Genomic DNA, 19580 nt, shown 5'->3' with positions numbered 1-19580 from the left:
CAAAAGAGGAATCTATCTCATAATTGGGTAGATTCCTCTTTACTTTTCTCTATTTTTGGTTGATTAATGTCATAATCCTCTTCATATTCTCCACTAATATGGTCGTGGTAGCCTGTAACTCCATGTTGAAAAGAACTGATGCCCTCGCAACATCAAAACTGTGCCTTTGTTTCAATTTCTCATTCTTAGCTTCAATCTTATACCGGTGCTTAGCCATTTCTTGAAAATAAGCCGTTTCCTGAAATCTTTTCTGAAAGTGATGGTCGTTGCTCTTGATTATGATGAAGTAGGTTTTACTATGACTTATCTTCTAGACAAAATACCTAACGAGGAGACGTTTGCTAAAATAGAGGTTTTAGGGGATTATTTATCGTGGGCTGAAAAAATTCTGGAAAAGTACAAATAGAAGAATCGTTCCAGGGTTTAAGTTCCTTTGGAACGTTTTTCAATATACTTTGTTATGGGACGGTTGCTCCGTTCATATCTTTTACTTAAGGATAAAGATCCCTCTAGCTTCTGATTTCTCTAAAAAAATCCTTTATGCAAGTTTTGCATAGGATTCCCTTTTTGATTTTTGAATGATTAAAATAATATCAGAAGGGTTTCTATGTATATTCGGATAAAAAATTTAAGAAAAGACAGAGATTATAATCAAAGTCAAATTTCACGATACCTAAATTGTTCCCAGTCTACATATTCAAGAATAGAAAATGGTATTCATGATGTTCCAACTCAATTCTTAAAGAAATTAGCAAAGTTATATGGAGTAACTACGGATTTTTTACTAGAGATGGATAAGGAATAATACCCTTCTTTTGTCCCTTGACAACTGAATAGACCAAAGTGGGACTTTAATCATTTGTAGAGCAATTTAGCCAGATACGCCGTGAGATGAGCGAGAACTGTCAGCTATAAAATAGAGTGGTACTCTATCAACCATGACACAAGTGAGGACAATGATACTTCTAACCGTTTAGGCTGCCATCGTAAAAAGATAGTGGGTGAAACTCCCATGAGTAGTAATATCACCAATCATTCCCACTGGGATCAACTTAGAGTAACTTGTTATTAGGAGGGAATGTTTTGAAATAATCAGTAGTAAAATATAGTGTGCAACTTTCAATGCTTAATTTTTTATACTCCTGAAATATGCTGACTAATAGTCACATAATCAAAATGTTGGAATTTATAAGTGTGAATAAAAGTTTTCATACTATGTCTCCTTGGTTTTTCTTTCTTAACTTATGTGAACTCTGTCAGAAAGTCAGGCTAAATCTTATTTAGTTATAAGTAATAGCTAGCTTCTATAGAATGATAATGAAAATTCTAGATTGGATTTGCATAATACTGTTATCAGTAGATCTTCTATCATTGATTTGTTTCACCGGTATTACAGAATCTCGGTTAGTTTTACAAATAAAAATAGAACGTTTTCTATCCTAACGACGAGCAGTATAAGCAGTTTTTTCCTTTGTTTAAATAAAACTAAAATTTAGTATTGTTCAGCTTCAGAGAAGTGCTTGTGTGATTGATTTGTGAATATTTTCTATAATTTTGTAATATTTTTGAGACTATAATATATTAGATAAACATTTCTTTTGTGTTTCACTTTATTTTACAATAAGACTAATTTTTGAAAGTCAGTAATTTTAAATAGTTGATAAAATCTTTGCTCTCAGACGGTTAATAGATATGCTTATGAGAAGTGTTTAATAAATTAATTTTAGTTCAAAATGTCCAGTTTGGACACTTTGAAAGATTTCTTAGTTTTATATATTATACTTTTCTCAGGAGAAAGCTAGATGTACAGACGTTTGAGAGATTTGAGGGAAGATCACGATTTGACCCAAAAACAAATAGCTAAAATACTTTCGTTTACAAACTCAGCTTATGCTAAAATTGAACGGGGTGAGCATGCCTTGACGGCAGATGTATTGGTAACTCTCTCAAGCTTTTACGATGTCAGTACAGACTATCTATTGGGATTGACAGATTTTCCTGATAAAATTCGCTTTAGAAAATAATCTCCTCAATTTCGTAGTGTGTGAAAATGAGGAGATTTTTTATTTGTTCTTTGACAATTGAATAGTCCAAAATGGTACTTTCCTCATTTGTGGAGCAGTTTTGAATGGCTCGCCATGATAAGAGCGACATTAAAACCATCAATAAAATAGAGCGATACTTTATATGCCATGATACAAATGATATACAATGATACTTCTGACCGTTCAGGCTGCCACCGTAAAAGAGCAGCAAGTGTAATTCTTATGATGACTTCATCAGTCATGCCATGGAGGAGATTGATAAAAGATAAAAGGGAAGTGATTTTTTGAAATCAAATTTAGAAAATTATATAGTCGAGCTAGAGATGCTAAATCTATTATTCCTAAAAAAACTTATTAGTGAAAAAGAATATGAAAAAATAAAGCTGAAACTGCGTAAAATATACACAAATTAGCTGACCTTTTTTATTGGTTGCGGTAAAATAAATGCAGATAAATAGGAGGTTAAGCCATGTCAAATAACGTTGAAATTATAAAAGCAAATCCTTTAGTAACTAGAAGAAATGATAATAGTGGTTCTTTATCGAGGAGAGTAGCAGCATATTGTCGTGTTAGTTCCGATAGTGATGATCAAAAAAATAGCTATGATTCTCAAGTTCGTCATTATAGAGAGTATATATCACAGCACCAAGATTGGAATTTGGTTGACATTTATGCTGATGAAGGGATTTCAGGAACTCAAGTTGGAAAAAGACAAGATTTTCAAAGATTGATTTCAGATTGCCTTGATGGAAAAATAGACTATATCATTACCAAAGCCATTGCTCGCTTTGCTAGAAATACATTAGATACTCTCAAATATGTTCGTTTGCTCAAAGATAAACAAATTGGTGTATATTTCGAAGAAGAAAATATTGATACTTTAACTATGGATGGTGAGTTGCTATTGACGATATTGAGTTCGGTGGCTCAACAGGAAGTTGAAAATACATCTGCCCATGTTAAAAAAGGTTTAAAAATGAAGATGCAACGTGGAGAACTTATTGGTTTTCAAGGTTGTCTTGGTTATGACTATAATCAAGATACAAAGTCGATATCAATAAATGAAAAAGAAGCCAAGATAGTACGTTATATTTTTGAACGATACATTGATGGTATTGGGGGTAGGGCAATAGCTAGAGAACTTGATGAACTAGGTTATAAAACTCCGAGAGGTCTTGATCACTGGCAAGATACAACAGTTTTAGGAATTATTAAAAACGAGAAGTATAAAGGTGATATTCTAATGGGAAAAACTTTCACTGTTGACCCCATTAGTAAGAGACGTTTAATAAATTTCGGTGAAGAAGATAAATACTACATTAAAAATAATCATGATGCAATAATTAGTCCAGAAATTTTTACACAGGCGCAAGAAATTAGATTACGGAGATCAGGAAACAAAAAAACCATAGCAAATACAAAAGGTAAACGAGAAAGATATTCAAGAATGTACCCTTTTAGCAGTAGATTAGAATGTGGTTTTTGTGGTACTGTTCTGTCTAGAAGAAGTTGGCACTCTAGTTCAGAGTACAAAAAGATTATTTGGCACTGTACAACATCTATAAAGAGAGGTAAAAAGTATTGCATTCATAGTAAAGGAATAGAGGAAAAAGCAATAGAAAATGCTTTTTTACAGAGCTACCAACAGTTGTTTTATGAAAATCATAACCTAACTGAAGACTTTCTTGAAATTATAAAAGAAGAGCTTACTGATGATACCTTAAAAGTGGAATTGAATAAGATAGTTAGTAAATTAAATTCGTTGTACAAAAAAGAAGAAAAATTAGTTTCAATGAATCTTGATGGAAAAATAAGTGATTCTGTATATGAAGATAAATTTAATCAAATACAAATTGAGAAAGAAAAACTTTTAGAAGAAAAAGTAAACTTAGAAGTAACTTTAAAATCAGAAGTTGATATAAAAAGTAGATTAGAGAATTTTAAAGAAATTTTAACTTCACAAAAGACTTTGACGGAGTTTGACAAGGACATTTTTGAAAGTATCGTTGAAAAAATAATAGTAGGCGGAATAAATTCTGATGGAGAAATTGATCCAGCAATGTTGACTATAATTTTTAAAACGGGAGATTCTTCGACTAAAGATGCAAAATCTTACAAATCTAAAAGAAAGAATGCTAAAATAGAAAACGATAAATTGTGTTTTAATGCCGTAACCGATGACGAAAAAAAGTGTACAAATAAAGGAAACAGCGCATGTCGAGTGTGTAAGTTTGTTAGTGAAACGTAGATAATCCTCAAACGCACCATATTGAGGCAGTATCACTGCTTGTACGAGCTGAGGTATCAGCGAAGTAGAAGCAGATGATCTGCCCATGCGACAAGGTGAGACCGAAGGTCGAGAAGGTGCCCTGGGGTATAGGACTCGTAGAATGAGGAGAGAAACCGACGAAATGATACGGTAAGTCTGAACCGCCGAGTGTGTGGCACTTTTGTCCAAACTTGATGTCAAGATGTAAATAATCCAGTAGACACTATGTTTAAGACACTGGGGTGGAATAGATGTCTATTACAAAAAAGAAGAGGGTAGATTTCTTCTGCAGATAAAGGGGAAGAATACTATGTTTTATTGGGCATAGCTGTATGGACCGTATGTTTAAGTTTTGTATCATAGATATGGACTATGTAATGCACGGATTATATAATTGGACATCAACAGCTAATAATAATGATGAAACCTTAGCCACTGCATTTGATCATGAACTTGCAACAAAGTTTGCTAAATAGTTTATGGAATTAAATAATGGGATTTATTTTTAAACAAAGACAAATTAGAATTTATGGAGGGAATAATTATATGTGGGGTTATACTAAAATAAAAAATAAGACATTCTATATAACAATGACGGGGATTGCTTTGATGGCTATATTATCTTTGACAAAGATAAAACCCGAAACATCCATTGCAGGAGCTTCAGTTATAGCAGGAATCCTATTTTTCTTTGTTGTCGATAACATGGACAAAAAATTGCAAATAGAATCAGGATTACGCTTTAAAACTTTTTTTAGTGATATGAAAAAACAATGGGTAATTCCTCTGGTACTACTTACAGTAGCTACGGCTATAGTGTCGGTGGTTATTGGAGATATTATATTTAATGGGATGTATTCTGCTCATGTTATTGGAAGAACAGATACAATGTTGTCCTATAATAAAATACCGCTTCTTACGATTCAAATAGTTATTGCAGCGTTAGTAGAGGAGATTGCATGGCGTGGATTTTTCCTTGGTAAAGCAATTAAATTTTTTCCATTTTGGGTTTGTGCATTTATGTCTGCTTTATTGTTTGCAATAGCCCATATTGCTATCGGAAACTTTGGACTCGTATTCTATGATGTTTTTACGATTTTTATTGACAGTATAATCTATGCCATAATTTATAAAAAGACAGGAAATTGTTTGATTACAACAGTTTCGCACATTCTTTGTAATGTAGCTGGAATTGTATTTTTAATGATATTTATGTAGTATTTTTGAATTTTATATATTTAAAGGTATCATATTAAACAAATACCAGTTTGTAGAGGTAATAACTTTTAACGATAACCTTATGCTATCGTTAAAAGGTCTATAGACATGTTGCCATATGCAGACAGGTTCACTTGACATACTTAGTGTTCACTCGTTTCACGTATAGTGTGTGAGTTTGTTAGTGACATGTGGATAATCGTTCAAAAATCAGAAGGACTAGAGATGTATATGTTGGAATTATATCAAAATCCTTCTTATAAAGATCTAGTCGCATTTGGGTCCTTAAAAGAAGGAAAAGAATTTGTATCCTAAACAACTGGATATACTCTAGAAAATGAAGGTGATTTTGTTTAAGGTAATAAAGTAGAAATAACGAACAGTTAGATGAAAGGTTTAGAATAAACATGAGTCTCTTATTTGAAGAATTTAAAACCATTTGTTTCCATTTAAATCGAGTCGGAATTACACCAACACTGATGGGTTCTTTGGGATTGGAGTTTAGAACGAAAGAAAATTGGGAGCCGTCTGACATTGACATTCATGTGCCTGGTGACCCTAGAGGTTGGGAAGCACCTGATCATCTCAGAATTTATGACTGGGACAAGATAATGAAAGTGATGAAAGACTTAGGCTACGTCTTAATAGACATTCATGAGCATGAATTCCAAAAGGATAGAGTGAGTGTTGAATTTGGAAGTATCGATTCCTTACCTGATTTTGCAGGAGTTTCGGAATCGGATATAGAGCTTATTCACATTGAAGGCATCACTTTTCGTCTTCCAAGTCTGGAGCAGTATCTAAGTATTTACAAAGCTTCTTCTCAAGACTCCTATCGAAATGATCACAATGACAATAAGGATTTTAAAAAGATCGAGTGGTTGGAAAGACATTTGTAAATTATCATATGAAAAGTAGTAAGTTGTAAGACTGGCTGCTATGTTATTTTTATTATCATTTTTATTGCTTATTTAATTTCTACTATATTTGCGAGTACTAGAATTAGTAATAAAAAGCAGGTGGAAAAATTGTAAAAGAGCCACAGGGACTTTTCTGGGGTGGATATCACGCATATTTTTCGGATTTAGATGGATATTATTGAGAAGTTTCTTGGAGACCCAATTTTCAATTTGATGAAAATGGACTATTGAAATTTTAGTAATTAAGGGAGATAGCAAAAATGGCTTCAAGTAAAGAATATTTAGATTTCATTTTAGAACAATTGTCCGAGTTGGAAGAAATATCATATAGAGCAATGATGGGTGAATATATAATTTATTATCGAGGGAAAATCATGGGTGGAATTTATGATGATAGATTTTTAGTGAAGCCTGTCAAATCTGCAATTGCGTATATGCCGAATGTAGAATACGAATTGCCGTATGAAGGTGCAAAGGAAATGCTATTGGTGGATAATGTTGACAACAAAGAATATTTAACCGGCTTATTCAATTCAATGTATGATGAGTTACCTGCACCAAAACCAAAGAAAAAGAAATAATAAAATCTCAGTTTATCTAGGTAATACCATTTAACGATAACCTTATGCTATCGTCAAAAAGTTTATAGAACAGACAAGACTACCTAGCATAATTAGTGTTCGCTCGTTTCATGTTGAGGTCGTACCACTGCTCTTCCAATCTGAGACAGTCGAAAAGTAGAAGGGGATGGTATTGGTATCAATCAATGAGTAACAAAGTAACAGCATGATTCGTAACATTTGCTTGTAATTCGCGGAGGAACATCAATATGGATGGAATAACAAAAGATTCTATAAAAACGGCTAAACTAATGAAACAATTATGGCCCCAATTGACCGATAAAGAAGCTATTGATGAAGTAAAAAAATATACGAATGGCAAAAATACTGCAATCTTTACTGAAGTTGAAGGTGACACAATTGTAGGTCTAGCACTATGTTCACTCAGATTTGATTATGTTGAAGGTTGTAAATATAGTCCTGTTGGATACTTAGAAGGGATTATTGTCGACGAGGAATATCGTTTAAAGGATATTGCTAAAAATCTCTGTAAAAAATGTGAGGAATGGGCGAAAAATAAAGGATGTAAGGAATTTGCAAGTGACTGTACTTTAACGAATACGGATTCTATAAGATTTCATCTCAATATTGGATTTCAGGAGGCAAATAGAATTATTCATTTTAAGAAGAAATTATAATTTCAGAACGTAGTCAAAATTTATGTATCTTTAGGAAGTGTGAAAGATTGGACGTACAAATTTTTTTGATGGGTGGAAATCCGCCGATAAAGAACCATACGATTGTTAATAAAATTGTGTCATCAAGGAAGATCGAAAGAATTGTCATTTTTACAGTTTATCGAGAAAATTGGGAACCGTATATGAAAAAGTACACGGAAGTTTTCCGAAGCCATTTTTCTAACCTAAACACTGATTACTTACTCTTGGACACTGAGCAGATTAATTTTGATAGCTATCTAGATGCTGATCTAATTATTATCGGTGGTGGAAATACGGAAAAGTATCTAGCTACTTATGTCAATCAGGAGTTCAAAAATTATATCGATCGTATGTTGAATAAAGGGGTGAAAGTTATGGGATTTTCTGCAGGAGCCCTATTATTAGGAGAAAAAGTCTATGTCTCACCTAATGATAATGTAGATCATCAGATAAAGATAAAAAATGGATTAGGACTTTTTAGTCAATTTTTAATTAGTGTCCATTATGATTCCTGGAATGATAAAGCTAATAAGGATAGAGCTGAAGAACTCGTTAATGTTCCCATAATTCCACTAAATGATCATTCCTGTCTTGTATTGGATAAACTTGGAAACATAACAGAGAAAATTGACTAGTTTTCATTATCTAAATCTTGATCTAGGTGACTAAAGTGTAGACGAACTGGATGGGTTACTAGTAAAAACTGCAAGAAGTGTTGGAAAGTGAATCGGAGAGTGCTTGATGGATTTTAGTAGTAAGATAGCCATAAATAAAGGCTGGTCAGATGATAAAAAATATTGTGTGACAGATCAAAATCAGCAAAAATATTTCTTGCGTGTTTCTGATAAGGATAAGTTAGATTCTAAAAAATTTGAATTTGATATGATGGAGAAAGTAGCTTCTCTTGGAGTTCCTATGTGTAAACCGATTAGCATAGAACTCTGCGATGACGAGGTACACTCTTTACACGAATGGATAGACGGGAAAGATGCAAGAGAAACCATTTTAATTGTTTCGAAAGAACAACAATACACTTACGGAGTAAAAGCAGGAAGAATCCTTCAAAAAATTCATTCACTTCCTGTTACAGAAGTTCGTGAAGATTGGGAATCCTTTTTTAATCGTAAAATTGATGACAAAATCAAAAAATACAAAGAATGCCCCGTTCAATACGAAAATGGTCAGATTTTTATTGATTATTTAAATGCAAATCGAGAATTGTTAAAAGACAGACCTCAGGTTTTCCAACATGGAGATTATCATATCGGAAATTTCATGATTGGTGAAGATGGAGAAATTTATGTCATTGACTTTGATCGATTTGATCTTGGAGATCCTTGGGAGGAGTTCAATCGCATTGTGTGGTCCGCTCAAGTTTCGCCTTCTTTTTCATCTGGTATGATAGATGGATATTTTGATGGTAAGGTTCCAGATTTATTTTGGAAACTTCTTGCTATCTATATTATAAATAACATAGTTGGTGCTCTGCCATGGTCTGTTCCTTACGGAATCGAAGAAATAGCAGTAATGCAACATCAAGCTAAGGAAATTTTAGAATGGTATGATAATATGGAGCAAATCATTCCTAGTTGGTATTTGATTGAGAAAAAGGCTGAATAATAAAAGAGCTTAAATATCAATTTGAAGAAACGTCAGGATTATTTGCTCAATTTCAAATATATCTAACTATCTTTAAAACAGATGATTTTTATCCCTACGAGTTAAAGTCTTACAGTAAGGAGTTTAAACATGAAATTCCATGAATTTGGTGATAAGAATTTGCCTCCTATCTTGCTGATACATGGCGGTGGTAGTTCTTGGTGGAACTATCTTCGCCAAGCACGATTCTTGTCAGAAGAATACCGTGTTATTTTACCTACTTTGAATGGCCACGGCGAAGAATATCAACTTGATTATGTTTCTACGGAAGATTCTGCCTTGGAAATCTTGGACTATATCAAAGAGAATTGTGGTGGAAAGTTGTTTGCGATTAGTGGTGTTTCACTTGGTGGTCAAATTGCTATGGAGCTTTTGTCCTTAGACAGCGAGATAGCTGAGAAGGCCATTATAGATGGAAGCCTCTGTATTCCTCAACCAAGGTTAGCTAAACTCAGCATCTTTCTAGTGTCCCTATTTGGCAAACTGATGTTCAGTAAATTCTCTTGTAAACTCCAGTTAAGCATGATGAACAAACTCTATCCTAAACTGGCTTATCCAGAGGAGATAAAAGCTTATTATTTGGAGGATCTGCCAAGGACGCCTATCAAAACATTAGTGACTATTTACAAAACCTATATGGGGCGTTACAAGCTCAAGGATACAATTTCTACTAGCAAGGCCAAGGTTCTGTATATCTATGGTGAAAAAGAAATGAACTGTGTGAAAGCATCGGCAAAATTATTTCTGCAGCTCCATCCCAATACGATCCTGTATGAAGCAAAGGGCTATAACCACGGCTATTTATCAGCTTATCTGCCTCAAGAGTGGATTGAGTTGGTGGTACCATTTTTAAAGAGCGACCCATTGGAAATCTGATATGCTGTAAGGAGAAATCTTATGCTAGGGGCAATAGTTGGAGACATTGTAGGTTCTGTTTACGAATGGGGCAACATTAAAACGAAAGACTTTCCATTATTTCGTGAGGATTGTTTTTTCACTGATGATACGGTAATGACCTGTGCTGTTGCTGAAGCCATCATGAACGGTAGTCAGAAGGATGACTTTATTGATGCCATGAAGAAATATGGTAGAATGTATCCCGATGCTGGTTACGGGGCTAGATTTGGGAATTGGATTGATGGCGACGATCGAGAACCTTATAATAGCTTTGGAAATGGCTCAGCAATGCGTGTTTCTCCATGTGCCTGGACCATGGATTGTAGTTTCTGTGCACGAACGGGAGCCTGGCCGTCCAGAAGAGCAGTTGCACGACTTTCTGCAGAGGTGACTCATAACCATCCAGAGGGGGTCAAAGGAGCTATGGCGACGTCTGATGCTATCTTTATGTGTCGTTATTACTTTGGAGGTTACAGTGGCGACTATGGAAAACCGATTAACGATAACCCTACAGAGTGCAAGAGACTCATCAAGGAATACATAGAGCAAGAGTATGGATATAATCTTTCTCAAACACTAGATGAAATTCGTCCTACTTATCGTTTTAATGAAACTTGCCAGAATACGGTACCTCAGGCCATCATTGCCTTTCTTGAAAGTACAGATTTTGAAGATGCTATTCGAAATGCGATTTCTCTTGGTGGGGATAGTGATACTCTTGCTGCTATCACAGGAAGTATCGCCGAAGCAGCTTATGGAATCCCTGATTGGATAAAGGACAAGGCCTATACCTATCTAGATGAGCCTTTGAAAGATGTGCTCAGACGATGGGAAGAAACGGTTGTAATAAAATAATAGATAGGCGTTATGCGGACCGATACTGAATGACGGAGGGTTATCGATGGTTATATTGGAATTGTATCAAGGTGATTATCAAAAGGATTTAGTCGCGTTTGATTCTTTAGAAGAGGGAAGAGCCTTTGTAGCGCAAATCCCGGGATATACTTTAGAAAAAGAAGATAGTTTTGATGTGGAGTATTTTAATCCAAAAAATCTACCGGATTATATGGAGATTGTCTTCAATGGAAATATTGTCCCTTTATCTAGATTTTCGTTTAATTCTGAGGAAAATGTGGACATTATTTGGAAAGAAATTTCGAATCTATCCGTTAAAAACGATAAAATGATCGAAGGAGCTACAAAAGTCGATGCATATGTCGTGAATAACGATGAAGTGAAAGCTTATGTCGAAGCCAGAGAATCTAACTTCCGCAAGGCAAAAGCATTCCTAGAAAACAAAGGGTATGAAGTTGACAGAAGCTTTTTCGGAAGTGAAGACGGCGAAGCGATTGTCTACAGAAAACGCGACACCGAAGATTGGCACTTCCTATGTCACTTAGACCCAATGTTTGTAGAGATTGAAGATGTCGAAGAATATGTGAAAGAAGCGATGGAAGATATTCAATAGTCAAACAAAGTTCTTTGTGAGTGTATGCCACTGCTTGAGTAGACGGATTGAGCAGTAAAGAGAAACATCTAGCACTATCTAGCTTCTTAAGGAGAAATATCTATCATGAAAATGGAAATCTGGAAAACCTATCTTGTAAAATAAGATTATCGCATTAATTCCTCAAGATATGATTAAACGGATTCCATTTTTTTTATAAAACATGCTATTACACGTACTGTTAAGAGAGTATCGCTCGAGTATCCGGAGTTGTATGCTGTAGCTGAACAAGAAGGCCAACTTCCTGAAAAGGAAGCTCAAGAATTGCGACAAATTCTTACAGATATTTTCCAAGAGAAAATGAACAAGCATAAGATTAAATAAGCTTTGAGATTTATCAATAAGATGTCGATTGAGCATTAGGAGTTGAGAATGGCAATTGATGGCGTTAAAATCATTGACAGTGATCAAGGGTATGACATTTACAATGAGGTAGTTGGTCGCTATAGAGATGGTGATCATGTAGGCAATATTATCAAGGATATCCTCGATGCGGAGAAAGATTACTGTCAAACAGACTTTTTTACAGAGATTTATTGGACTGCTCTTGCCTACTCACTGTGGAAGATTGGTCACCTGACAGACGATATCAGAGATAAAACCTTGGAGCTTATCAAAAAAGGGGCTGATCCATTTTGGTTGGAAATAGATTCAAAGGCTTTGAAGCAAAGGCAAAAGTTCTTGGATAAACTTGCTATCCAGTTGCAAACTGAAAATCCTAGACCTCTAAAGGTCACTAAAGCCAAAACTAAACGTAAACCTTATTTTGAAGAAGGAGATCTCCTTACTGTTAAGTTCCAAGATGAGTATGGTCTTGTCTTTTTATCTATGGTTGAGCAGAGTCCTAGAAAGCTTGAGTATCATTTGGCTTGCACACGCCTCTTACAAACAAAAAAGCCCTCCATCGATGGTTTTTTGACCAGTCAAATCTCCTGTAAGATGGACAATACAAAGTTTGCTCTCGTTACAGATTGCTGGTTCAATCACAAAGATTTAGGGCAATTATTAGAAAATATTGAAAAAATTGGACAGGTGAAACTTAGACCTTTTAGTCTTTGGATGTTGGCACCTGCCCAAAATTTAGAAGATATTTATGAAGAAATCACTAGAGATAAAGGTTCCTCTGGCCTTCGATTCATCGAAACCTATAAACTTGTCGACGATATTTTTCCAGTTTAATGCTTATGTGATAAAGGGGGAAATGGTGAATCATTCCCACATGCTATGTTGGGCTCTGACTCCATAGCTATCAATCGAACCATCTGAATTGAACTTGGATTCAATACGGTATCTTTTCCAGAGGTCGTAATCTGCTGTTTGGATGGTTAGGATAAAGTTGTTATCCTTATCAGAGACGTCATAATCAGCTGGATTGACTTCAAAGATATCGATTAATTTTCGTGTTTGAAAATCTTGGAGCTTGAGATTTGCTAGCTTGACATGATTGATGGAAATTTCTTCTAGTTGCTTGTTATCCTTAGGTGATCTGTAATAGGTGATGATGCAGTTTTTGAGCTGATCAGTATCTTTACCTGTGGGGGTAAGGCTCATAAAGCCAAAGGACTGATTATCCCGCTTGACTTCGAGAAGCTGACCGTAGTAGAAGTGGTCGTTTTTGGGATTGGTGATGGAGCTCTCTGCGCCTTTATCTCCAAAGGTATAGCCTTGGTCTAAAAGCTCGGAAGCCTTGGTCTCCCCGATAATGACAGTGGTATCTTGAATGGTTACTGGAACGGGTTGAGCTGGAAGGCCACTCATCATCATGCAAAACATAAAAACATAACTCGTTAAAAAAGCTGTCCCGATAAAAGCGTTGGTTGATGCATAGGCATGACTGTTTTGAAAGTTTTTTCTTATAGCTAATACGATAAATTTCCCAATACTTTTTAAAACCATACTAACAAGTACGATAAAAAATTGTTTTTTCAAACATTCATAAATGGCTTGAGGAAAGCTATTACCATGATAGTAGAAGCCAGCCAATACGAGTAGATTTACGATTAAATAGATTAGCAAGAACCAATGAATCTCTTTAAGGGCATTAGCATCAGTGGTTTCTTCATAGTCAACGTGAATTCTTCCTTGAACAGCTTGGCCAAGTTTGTAGATCCATTTTGGGACATCTTTCCTTTGTCTGACCGCAACTAGAAGTCTGATATAGAGATAGATAGTAAAAGATAAGGATAGAAAGAAAAGAGCATAAAACCCTAAAACAATACTAGTGAACATGACTATTCCCTCTATTTAACATTCAATAAAACAATTTCTTAGCTCCATTATAGCATTTTCTATAAAATAGAGCTAAAAACATCAGTATTATCCTACAAGATTCAAAGGAGAAAAATCATGGGAATGATTGCCAATTATCAATATTTACCAGACAATGAATTAGAACAAATAAAATGTCTTTCTAACCAAGAAGATGACTTGTTAGATTTTGCTGAGGATTCCGCTGATACTCATGATATCTTAATAGATATTGACAAAATGTGGGATGCTCTTCTCTTTGTCATGACAGGATTTAGTAGTTCAGAATTTTTGGATGACAATCCCTTGAGAGAAGCTGTTTTAGGGGTGACTCCTCTAGAGGATGTATCTGAATATATCGCCTATACTGAAAAATCGAGAATTTCGGCTATCAGTCAAGCTTTAGAAGAATTTGATATGGACAAGGCTTTGAAAGACTTTAGTATGGAAGCATGCAAGAAAGCCGACTTGTATCCTGATATTTGGGATTATCTTGAGGAAGAGGAAGAAATCAAGGATGATATTTTAACCTGCTTTGTCAAAATGAAAGACTTTTACAAGGAAATCTTAAACCACAAGGGGAATGTCTTAGTGACCATTTGTTAAGGTTTTTATATTCCATTAGAAAGGTAGTCCCATGAATCCATTTCTAGAAAAGTATATTACTTTAAAAAATCAATACATGGAACAAGATGGAAATTCTTCCAGTGTTGCGGCACTCTATGATTTAGCTGATGAATTAGCTAAGTCTGAGGATTTAGAAGCTAAAAAAGTCTTAGTTGACCTCTATGACCAATTGGGTCTCTACACTAGTGCCTATAGCTTATTTACCGAAATCTTAGATAAACCAGACCGAAAACAATTAAAGAAACTGAGCCGTTTACAAGAAATGAGTCAGAGTCATGGTGATCGTTTTGCCCTTCCTCGTCCTCTAAGAAAAGAAGAGAAGAAGCAAAGACAGGACTTGTTAAAAAACTTGCCTCATTTTCTCTATCATCCAGATCCCTTAGCTACAGGTTCATTTGTTGAAGGAGAAGCCAAGCTTTGTACATCTTGTGGGAAAGAAAGCAATGTTTATTATGCCTTGATCCCTTATTGTATCGAGGATATAGAATACCTTTGCCCAATGTGCATTGCAAACGGTCAAGCAGCTCAGAAATTCGATGCAGAATTTATCCAAGATGCCGAGTGGCAGGGTGAATTGGATCCAGAAAAGAATCAGCTGCTTTTTTGTCAGACCCCAGGCTACTCTAGTTGGCAGGGAGAATATTGGCTTTCTTGTTGCCAAGATTATTGTGCTTACTTGGGTACAGTTGGAACTCGAGAATTGAAGGATATGGGAATCGCTGAGCAAGTCTTGGCAGACTATGAAGCGCGTGAAGAATATCAAGAGATAGAGGACTACTTGGTCAAAGACGGGCCTATCTGTGGTTATTTGTTTAGATGTCTCCATTGTCAAAAATACCAGATCTGGGTCGATGCAGATTAAATCGAAATGTGATTAGCTATGAAAATTAAAGAGAAGACTATGGAAGAACTAGAATTATTCGAAGCCGCCTCCAAAGATTTATTTGATACTATGCAGGGATTTAAAGACAATCTATCTGTTCAATTTCCCCTATTAGATAGTGATAACTGGCAGTATGACAAGGGATCGATAAAAGTTTGTAAGGCTGATGAGTCAGGATTCAAAAAAAGATGTAGGGTCGGAATTAGCTACAACTTGAAAGTCTCCCTATTAAACGAAGATGCCGAGCAAATCTGGTTACTGTTTAAAGACTGGTTCAATACTAGCAGATTGGGTCAAGTTGAAAGAAATCCTAATAATGAGGATTTGGGAAGATATGTCTTCTCAGCAAGTTCCCCTCTAGGTGATCAGATAGATTGTTCGATTTATTTACCTAATGAGTGGAATATCCCTCAGATTAGCTTTTCAGGCTATCTAACAGCTCGTTATAGGGCTTGTGATCTTGATAAATTGCAAGAATAAGATGGAGGTTTTTAGAGATGAGAAAGATTGATTGGGACAAGATAAAGACTCTCTTAGATGCCTTGCTGGTCATTGATGAGTATCTAACAGATCCGAGTGAGGATTGGCTTAGACTCGTGATTAAGACTGAGGAAGACTATGGACTCCGATATCTTATTGACAATGGCTCTGGTGATTCTTTAGATGTGATTTTGACTGATAAAATGATCCTTATAAAAGGCTTTGATCATGAAAGTAGTTTAAGCCAGTTTGCTGCTGACGAGTGGAATCAAGATATCATCGATAGTTTTTATAAAGGACTGGATGAAAAGTATGTCTCACTTTATTCAGAAGACCAAAAAGATGAAACAACCTTCTTTATCTGGTATGATGGTCACGCGCATCAACAGACTTACCAAAATCAGGATGGCGGAGAATGGTTGCTCTCTTACCTTTTTGATAGCTTTGAGAGATTTCATGAGTTTGTGACTGACTATTATGAAATTACCGTAGATAAAGATTTACTTAGGAAACTCTACATGGATGGACAACTTTCAGACATAGAAGTAAAGCAATTAATCCAGGATGATTAAGAGGCTTATTATGAAAGTGAACTATAAAAATACCCCTGAAAAATATCAAACTGTAGCAGAAATAATCATCACACCATTGCTTGATTTACTCAAAAGTTTAACCTTGTTAGAAGAGGAAATTTTTGAGCATAACAGAGCACTGGATAAGGAAAAAGAAGCCCTTGGCATCCCATCTAATCAGCTTCACCCTTTGTGGAATGATCTTATGGATGACTATTTTCATAGACAAATACAACTTATAACTGGACGAGTGACTCAAAAATGCTTGGAAGGAGGAGTTCGAAATTCTTATGGCTCCCCAAGTGAGTATAACTATGTTCAAAGGAATGATTTTTCTGTAGATTTTATCATGACAAAAGCTGAAGAAGCAAGAGTCATCACCCATTATCAAGAAGCTTTAGAAATGAAGCATCAGTTTGTACTTAGATTGGTGGATGGAAATTGGCTACTTGATGAGAAATTCTACGGTTTTGAGGATGAGGAAACTTGGCATCTCGACTCACTTTGACCAAGATAGCTTTGCTTCCTAACTGATATGAAATAAAGGAGAAGTCCTATGAATTTTTTAAAAAATCTATTTACTAGTAAGAAAGAAAAGTCAGAGAAGAAAAAACAACTGATCTTGTCCATGACCCTCTTCAAAGACAAGCAGGCCTATTCTTTAGATCAGGTCGTTCAGGAATTGAAAACTCACTGGGGGCTTGAAATTTCTGAAGTTTCTGGGGATGATTCTAGTGCAACCTTTGTGATTGATGGTGCTCTCGTTGCGCTGGCTTTAATGGATTTACCTATCCCAAGTCAAGAATTTGAAGAATTGTATGCCTATTCTTACCTCTGGCAGGATGTTGAGAAGGAAACACAGGAGCACACACAACACGCCATTGTTTCTATTTTGTCTGACAATCTTTCGCCAGTAGAAACTTATTCCCTATTAACTAAAGTCAATGCCTCTATCCTAAAAACTAGTCAATCAGCTATTGGTATTTATCAGGGTTCTACCACCTTGCTCTTACCCAAAGATCTTTATCTAGACCTGGCTGACCTTTTGAAAGAAGAAATGCTTCCCCTTCAACTCTGGATTTATATGGGAATTATCAACCAGGGAGATAAAACTAGTATTTACACTTATGGTTTGAAAGAGTTTGGAAAAATTGAGATTGAAATTATCGAGTCTCCTATGAATAGCGATGACTTATATTATCTCCTCTTGTCTATTCTTCAGTATGTTTTAGGCAGTGATGTCACCTTAAAGGACGGTGAAACCATTGGCTTTTCAGAAGATCAAAAAATCAAAATCACTGAGTCAAAAGCAGTTTATTTGGAAGGCAATTCCTTGAAATTAGATGTTTAGACCATGATTTATAATTCAATGTCCTTCTTAGATTGGGGATTTTATGAAGCGTGATATAAAAAAGTATTATCTCTACTGATTTCTGGCCTATAGATTTGAAAAACTCTCTTGTAAGAATCCAAGTCTCAAGGAAATAAAACCAGAGAAGAGAGAAAAAATCGTTCTAGAGGCTACTCGAACTAGTCAAAAGATTATTCTAGTCCTTGGAATTCTTTATGTTTTGCTATATTCTGCTATGTTCATTTACCTAAGGCGCAATGATTTTCAAAATCCCTTATTGACTTGGTTTACTAACTACATCGACTATTTTGGGGGACTGATAAACGGAGAATGGGGCGGTAGTTGGCATCAAAAGCAAGCTAGTTTTTTGATGATTGCTATACTGGCTTTACCGATTGTACTGATAGAAGGAGGCCCCTTCTTCTTAATGGTTTTATTGATTGGGAATTGGACATTAAAGAGAAAGATAAGATTTGAGAGAGAACATAAAGGAGTAGAGAGCCATGGGTAGAACGGTGATTATAGGTACTTTAATTGCTTTTGCAATTTTTAATCTGCTACTCGGTCTGGGCTTTTATCTCTTTCTAAAAAGGAGGAAAGAGAATGGACAGTCATTGTACGAATCCCCTGTAAACCAACAAACTCGAACAGAAAAACTGGGTCTAGGCGAGATTTTGGTCTACCTGTCCCTGATTGCAATCGCAGGGATCTTTGCTTTTCAGACCTTAAATAGAGGCGGTGTGGGGAATTCTATTTTAGCTAAAATGATCCTCCTACCTGCTCTAATGGCCCTTTTCAATGCAAGAAAAAGGACTGGAAAGTCATTACTTGCCCTCCTTATAACCTTGATGGTCTTTCTAGTAGGAGTCATATTTCATCTCACGATTGGTTTGCCACCTCAAGCACCAATTTTGCAAATTAATGAAAGTAAAATCACGTTAGCAGAAACCAAAGCAAGTGATCTGATGGAAGCTGGATTTGATATCTATGTAAGACAAGGTGATGGTGGTAGCGACTACGAAGAACTCCTGACAGATGGCAGTTTCAAAAAGTATTCAGGAGATAAATCAGTCACTATCGAAAAAGGCTTCAGACTTGATAGCAATGCTGTTCCCTACGCTCCCTATCTCTTTGCAAAAGATGGCATAGTTCTTGGGAGTATTTCCTTTTACGGGGCAGAAGATAAGAACGTGGTTCTAGAAGATTCTAAGGTTATTCAGGTTCGATTTAACAAGGATAGCATTGAAGCAGCTAAGAAACATTCTATCACTTTGAAATTGGATGAACTCGACTTGACTAGTCGACTTGATGTTCCACGTGTTCAAGAAACTTTCAAAAAGCATCTATGGTCAATCCCACCATCAAATACAAGTGATGTCACTCAATTATGGTATGGATTACAGTGGTCAAGTAACAGTGACTCTCTATTTTGGAATGAGTATTATAGTCTTATCCATCTAGATGAAAATTATTTGATGACTGATTTTAAACTAGCTGCCAAAGTAGCGCGTGATGAGTAAATACGATTTTGAATAGTTGAATTTGCTTATGCCTATCTAAAGGAATTAATTTATTTAGTTCCTTTTTTTTTGTTTTTGATTTAAATTTAAAACGATTTCTATTTCT

General features: G+C 35.5%; 22 protein-coding genes and 3 pseudogenes. 23 read left to right on the top strand and 2 right to left on the bottom strand.

Features of this window, described 5'->3' with window-relative positions:
• Positions 1-49: 49 nt before the first annotated feature.
• A pseudogene (locus E5S68_RS10900) lies at positions 50-298 on the bottom strand (IS5/IS1182 family transposase); the annotation flags it as partial.
• A gap of 309 nt (positions 299-607) precedes the next feature.
• On the opposite strand from E5S68_RS10900, the gene E5S68_RS03665 reads away from it, so the two are divergent.
• From E5S68_RS03665 to E5S68_RS03585, 15 genes and pseudogenes are all read left to right on the top strand, one after another.
• On the top strand, positions 608-805 hold the full coding sequence (locus E5S68_RS03665) for a helix-turn-helix domain-containing protein (protein WP_135782389.1): 198 nt from the start codon (positions 608-610) through the stop codon (positions 803-805).
• 997 nt (positions 806-1802) lie between these two features.
• Positions 1803-2024, top strand: coding sequence for a helix-turn-helix domain-containing protein (locus E5S68_RS03660; RefSeq protein ID WP_049498444.1), 222 nt, complete (start codon positions 1803-1805; stop codon positions 2022-2024).
• Between the two features lie 490 nt (positions 2025-2514).
• On the top strand, positions 2515-4293 hold the full coding sequence (locus E5S68_RS03650; RefSeq protein WP_135782388.1) for a recombinase family protein: 1779 nt from the start codon (positions 2515-2517) through the stop codon (positions 4291-4293).
• A 513-nt stretch (positions 4294-4806) separates the two neighbouring features.
• The gene (locus E5S68_RS03640; protein ID WP_234697724.1) at positions 4807-5532 is read left to right on the top strand and encodes a CPBP family intramembrane glutamic endopeptidase; all 726 of its coding nucleotides are present in this window, start codon (positions 4807-4809) and stop codon (positions 5530-5532) included.
• A 407-nt stretch (positions 5533-5939) separates the two neighbouring features.
• A complete protein-coding gene (locus tag E5S68_RS03635) occupies positions 5940-6431 on the top strand; it encodes a nucleotidyltransferase (protein ID WP_135782387.1) in 492 nt (163 codons plus the stop codon).
• 119 nt (positions 6432-6550) lie between these two features.
• Positions 6551-6634, top strand: a pseudogene (locus E5S68_RS10615) (VOC family protein); the annotation flags it as partial.
• Positions 6635-6712: 78 nt separating this feature from the next.
• On the top strand, positions 6713-7033 hold the full coding sequence (locus E5S68_RS03625) for a TfoX/Sxy family protein (RefSeq protein WP_135782386.1): 321 nt from the start codon (positions 6713-6715) through the stop codon (positions 7031-7033).
• A 248-nt stretch (positions 7034-7281) separates the two neighbouring features.
• A complete protein-coding gene (gene aac(6'), locus E5S68_RS03620; RefSeq protein ID WP_135782385.1) occupies positions 7282-7710 on the top strand; it encodes an aminoglycoside 6'-N-acetyltransferase in 429 nt (142 codons plus the stop codon).
• 47 nt (positions 7711-7757) lie between these two features.
• Positions 7758-8366, top strand: coding sequence for a Type 1 glutamine amidotransferase-like domain-containing protein (locus E5S68_RS03615; protein ID WP_135782384.1), 609 nt, complete (start codon positions 7758-7760; stop codon positions 8364-8366).
• Positions 8367-8472: 106 nt separating this feature from the next.
• The gene (locus tag E5S68_RS03610) at positions 8473-9351 is read left to right on the top strand and encodes an aminoglycoside phosphotransferase family protein (RefSeq protein WP_135782383.1); all 879 of its coding nucleotides are present in this window, start codon (positions 8473-8475) and stop codon (positions 9349-9351) included.
• A gap of 129 nt (positions 9352-9480) precedes the next feature.
• Entirely contained in the window at positions 9481-10266 is a 786-nt protein-coding gene (locus E5S68_RS03605; protein ID WP_135782382.1) for an alpha/beta fold hydrolase, read from the top strand.
• Positions 10267-10287: 21 nt separating this feature from the next.
• Positions 10288-11142, top strand: coding sequence for an ADP-ribosylglycohydrolase family protein (locus E5S68_RS03600; RefSeq protein ID WP_135782381.1), 855 nt, complete (start codon positions 10288-10290; stop codon positions 11140-11142).
• Positions 11143-11188: 46 nt separating this feature from the next.
• Positions 11189-11755, top strand: coding sequence for a hypothetical protein (locus tag E5S68_RS03595; RefSeq protein WP_135782380.1), 567 nt, complete (start codon positions 11189-11191; stop codon positions 11753-11755).
• 142 nt (positions 11756-11897) lie between these two features.
• Positions 11898-12118: pseudogene (locus E5S68_RS10670) on the top strand (hypothetical protein); the annotation flags it as partial.
• Positions 12119-12166: 48 nt separating this feature from the next.
• Positions 12167-12973: a hypothetical protein gene (locus E5S68_RS03585; protein ID WP_135782379.1), complete on the top strand. Its 807-nt coding sequence runs from the start codon at positions 12167-12169 to the stop codon at positions 12971-12973.
• A gap of 30 nt (positions 12974-13003) precedes the next feature.
• Here the strand turns inward: E5S68_RS03585 and E5S68_RS03580 are convergent, their stop codons facing one another.
• A complete protein-coding gene (locus E5S68_RS03580; protein ID WP_135782378.1) occupies positions 13004-14023 on the bottom strand; it encodes a hypothetical protein in 1020 nt (339 codons plus the stop codon).
• A gap of 117 nt (positions 14024-14140) precedes the next feature.
• Here E5S68_RS03580 and E5S68_RS03575 point away from each other — a divergent pair, with 117 nt between their 5' ends.
• The 8 genes from E5S68_RS03575 to E5S68_RS03540 all read left to right on the top strand — a co-directional run bounded on the left by E5S68_RS03575 (position 14141) and on the right by E5S68_RS03540 (position 19474).
• Positions 14141-14647 carry a YfbM family protein gene (locus E5S68_RS03575; protein WP_135782377.1) on the top strand — a complete coding sequence of 169 codons (507 nt, stop codon included), beginning with the start codon at positions 14141-14143 and terminating at the stop codon, positions 14645-14647.
• 31 nt (positions 14648-14678) lie between these two features.
• Positions 14679-15530 (top strand): CbrC family protein, encoded by an 852-nt coding sequence (locus E5S68_RS03570; RefSeq protein WP_135782376.1) that lies wholly within the window; start codon positions 14679-14681, stop codon positions 15528-15530.
• Between the two features lie 18 nt (positions 15531-15548).
• The gene (locus tag E5S68_RS03565; protein ID WP_200773499.1) at positions 15549-16031 is read left to right on the top strand and encodes a hypothetical protein; all 483 of its coding nucleotides are present in this window, start codon (positions 15549-15551) and stop codon (positions 16029-16031) included.
• Between the two features lie 17 nt (positions 16032-16048).
• On the top strand, positions 16049-16603 hold the full coding sequence (locus tag E5S68_RS03560) for a hypothetical protein (RefSeq protein ID WP_135782374.1): 555 nt from the start codon (positions 16049-16051) through the stop codon (positions 16601-16603).
• 10 nt (positions 16604-16613) lie between these two features.
• Positions 16614-17111: a hypothetical protein gene (locus E5S68_RS03555; RefSeq protein ID WP_135782373.1), complete on the top strand. Its 498-nt coding sequence runs from the start codon at positions 16614-16616 to the stop codon at positions 17109-17111.
• Between the two features lie 48 nt (positions 17112-17159).
• Positions 17160-17954 (top strand): DUF4261 domain-containing protein, encoded by a 795-nt coding sequence (locus E5S68_RS03550; RefSeq protein WP_135782372.1) that lies wholly within the window; start codon positions 17160-17162, stop codon positions 17952-17954.
• 82 nt (positions 17955-18036) lie between these two features.
• Complete coding sequence (locus E5S68_RS10835; RefSeq protein ID WP_338104516.1) at positions 18037-18465, top strand: hypothetical protein; 429 nt, start codon at positions 18037-18039, stop codon at positions 18463-18465.
• Positions 18458-19474 (top strand): hypothetical protein, encoded by a 1017-nt coding sequence (locus E5S68_RS03540; protein ID WP_135782371.1) that lies wholly within the window; start codon positions 18458-18460, stop codon positions 19472-19474. Before E5S68_RS10835 ends, E5S68_RS03540 begins: the two co-directional genes overlap by 8 nt.
• Positions 19475-19580 lie beyond the last annotated feature (106 nt).

The sequence above is a fragment of the Streptococcus rubneri genome, from assembly GCF_004785935.1.
In the GTDB taxonomy this organism is placed as follows: Bacteria; Bacillota; Bacilli; order Lactobacillales; family Streptococcaceae; genus Streptococcus; species Streptococcus rubneri.
Note: the sequence above shows the minus strand (reverse complement) of the source record. Positions and strands in the feature narration are given on the sequence as shown.

What these genes read in the sequence shown, in the direction of transcription:
- E5S68_RS03575 (WP_135782377.1), top strand. Translation starts at nt 14,141, where the DNA reads ATGGGAATGATTGCCAATTATCAATATTTACCAGACAATGAATTAGAA.
- E5S68_RS03560 (WP_135782374.1), top strand. Translation starts at nt 16,049, where the DNA reads ATGAGAAAGATTGATTGGGACAAGATAAAGACTCTCTTAGATGCCTTG.
- E5S68_RS03570 (WP_135782376.1), top strand. Translation starts at nt 14,679, where the DNA reads ATGAATCCATTTCTAGAAAAGTATATTACTTTAAAAAATCAATACATG.
- E5S68_RS03580 (WP_135782378.1), bottom strand. Translation starts at nt 14,023, where the DNA reads ATGTTCACTAGTATTGTTTTAGGGTTTTATGCTCTTTTCTTTCTATCC.
- E5S68_RS03665 (WP_135782389.1), top strand. Translation starts at nt 608, where the DNA reads ATGTATATTCGGATAAAAAATTTAAGAAAAGACAGAGATTATAATCAA.
- E5S68_RS03585 (WP_135782379.1), top strand. Translation starts at nt 12,167, where the DNA reads ATGGCAATTGATGGCGTTAAAATCATTGACAGTGATCAAGGGTATGAC.
- E5S68_RS03565 (WP_200773499.1), top strand. Translation starts at nt 15,549, where the DNA reads ATGAAAATTAAAGAGAAGACTATGGAAGAACTAGAATTATTCGAAGCC.
- E5S68_RS03540 (WP_135782371.1), top strand. Translation starts at nt 18,458, where the DNA reads ATGGGTAGAACGGTGATTATAGGTACTTTAATTGCTTTTGCAATTTTT.
- E5S68_RS03595 (WP_135782380.1), top strand. Translation starts at nt 11,189, where the DNA reads ATGGTTATATTGGAATTGTATCAAGGTGATTATCAAAAGGATTTAGTC.
- E5S68_RS03635 (WP_135782387.1), top strand. Translation starts at nt 5,940, where the DNA reads ATGAGTCTCTTATTTGAAGAATTTAAAACCATTTGTTTCCATTTAAAT.
- E5S68_RS03650 (WP_135782388.1), top strand. Translation starts at nt 2,515, where the DNA reads ATGTCAAATAACGTTGAAATTATAAAAGCAAATCCTTTAGTAACTAGA.
- E5S68_RS03600 (WP_135782381.1), top strand. Translation starts at nt 10,288, where the DNA reads ATGCTAGGGGCAATAGTTGGAGACATTGTAGGTTCTGTTTACGAATGG.
- E5S68_RS03605 (WP_135782382.1), top strand. Translation starts at nt 9,481, where the DNA reads ATGAAATTCCATGAATTTGGTGATAAGAATTTGCCTCCTATCTTGCTG.
- E5S68_RS03640 (WP_234697724.1), top strand. Translation starts at nt 4,807, where the DNA reads ATGGGATTTATTTTTAAACAAAGACAAATTAGAATTTATGGAGGGAAT.
- E5S68_RS03550 (WP_135782372.1), top strand. Translation starts at nt 17,160, where the DNA reads ATGAATTTTTTAAAAAATCTATTTACTAGTAAGAAAGAAAAGTCAGAG.
- E5S68_RS03660 (WP_049498444.1), top strand. Translation starts at nt 1,803, where the DNA reads ATGTACAGACGTTTGAGAGATTTGAGGGAAGATCACGATTTGACCCAA.
- E5S68_RS03610 (WP_135782383.1), top strand. Translation starts at nt 8,473, where the DNA reads ATGGATTTTAGTAGTAAGATAGCCATAAATAAAGGCTGGTCAGATGAT.
- E5S68_RS03625 (WP_135782386.1), top strand. Translation starts at nt 6,713, where the DNA reads ATGGCTTCAAGTAAAGAATATTTAGATTTCATTTTAGAACAATTGTCC.
- E5S68_RS03555 (WP_135782373.1), top strand. Translation starts at nt 16,614, where the DNA reads ATGAAAGTGAACTATAAAAATACCCCTGAAAAATATCAAACTGTAGCA.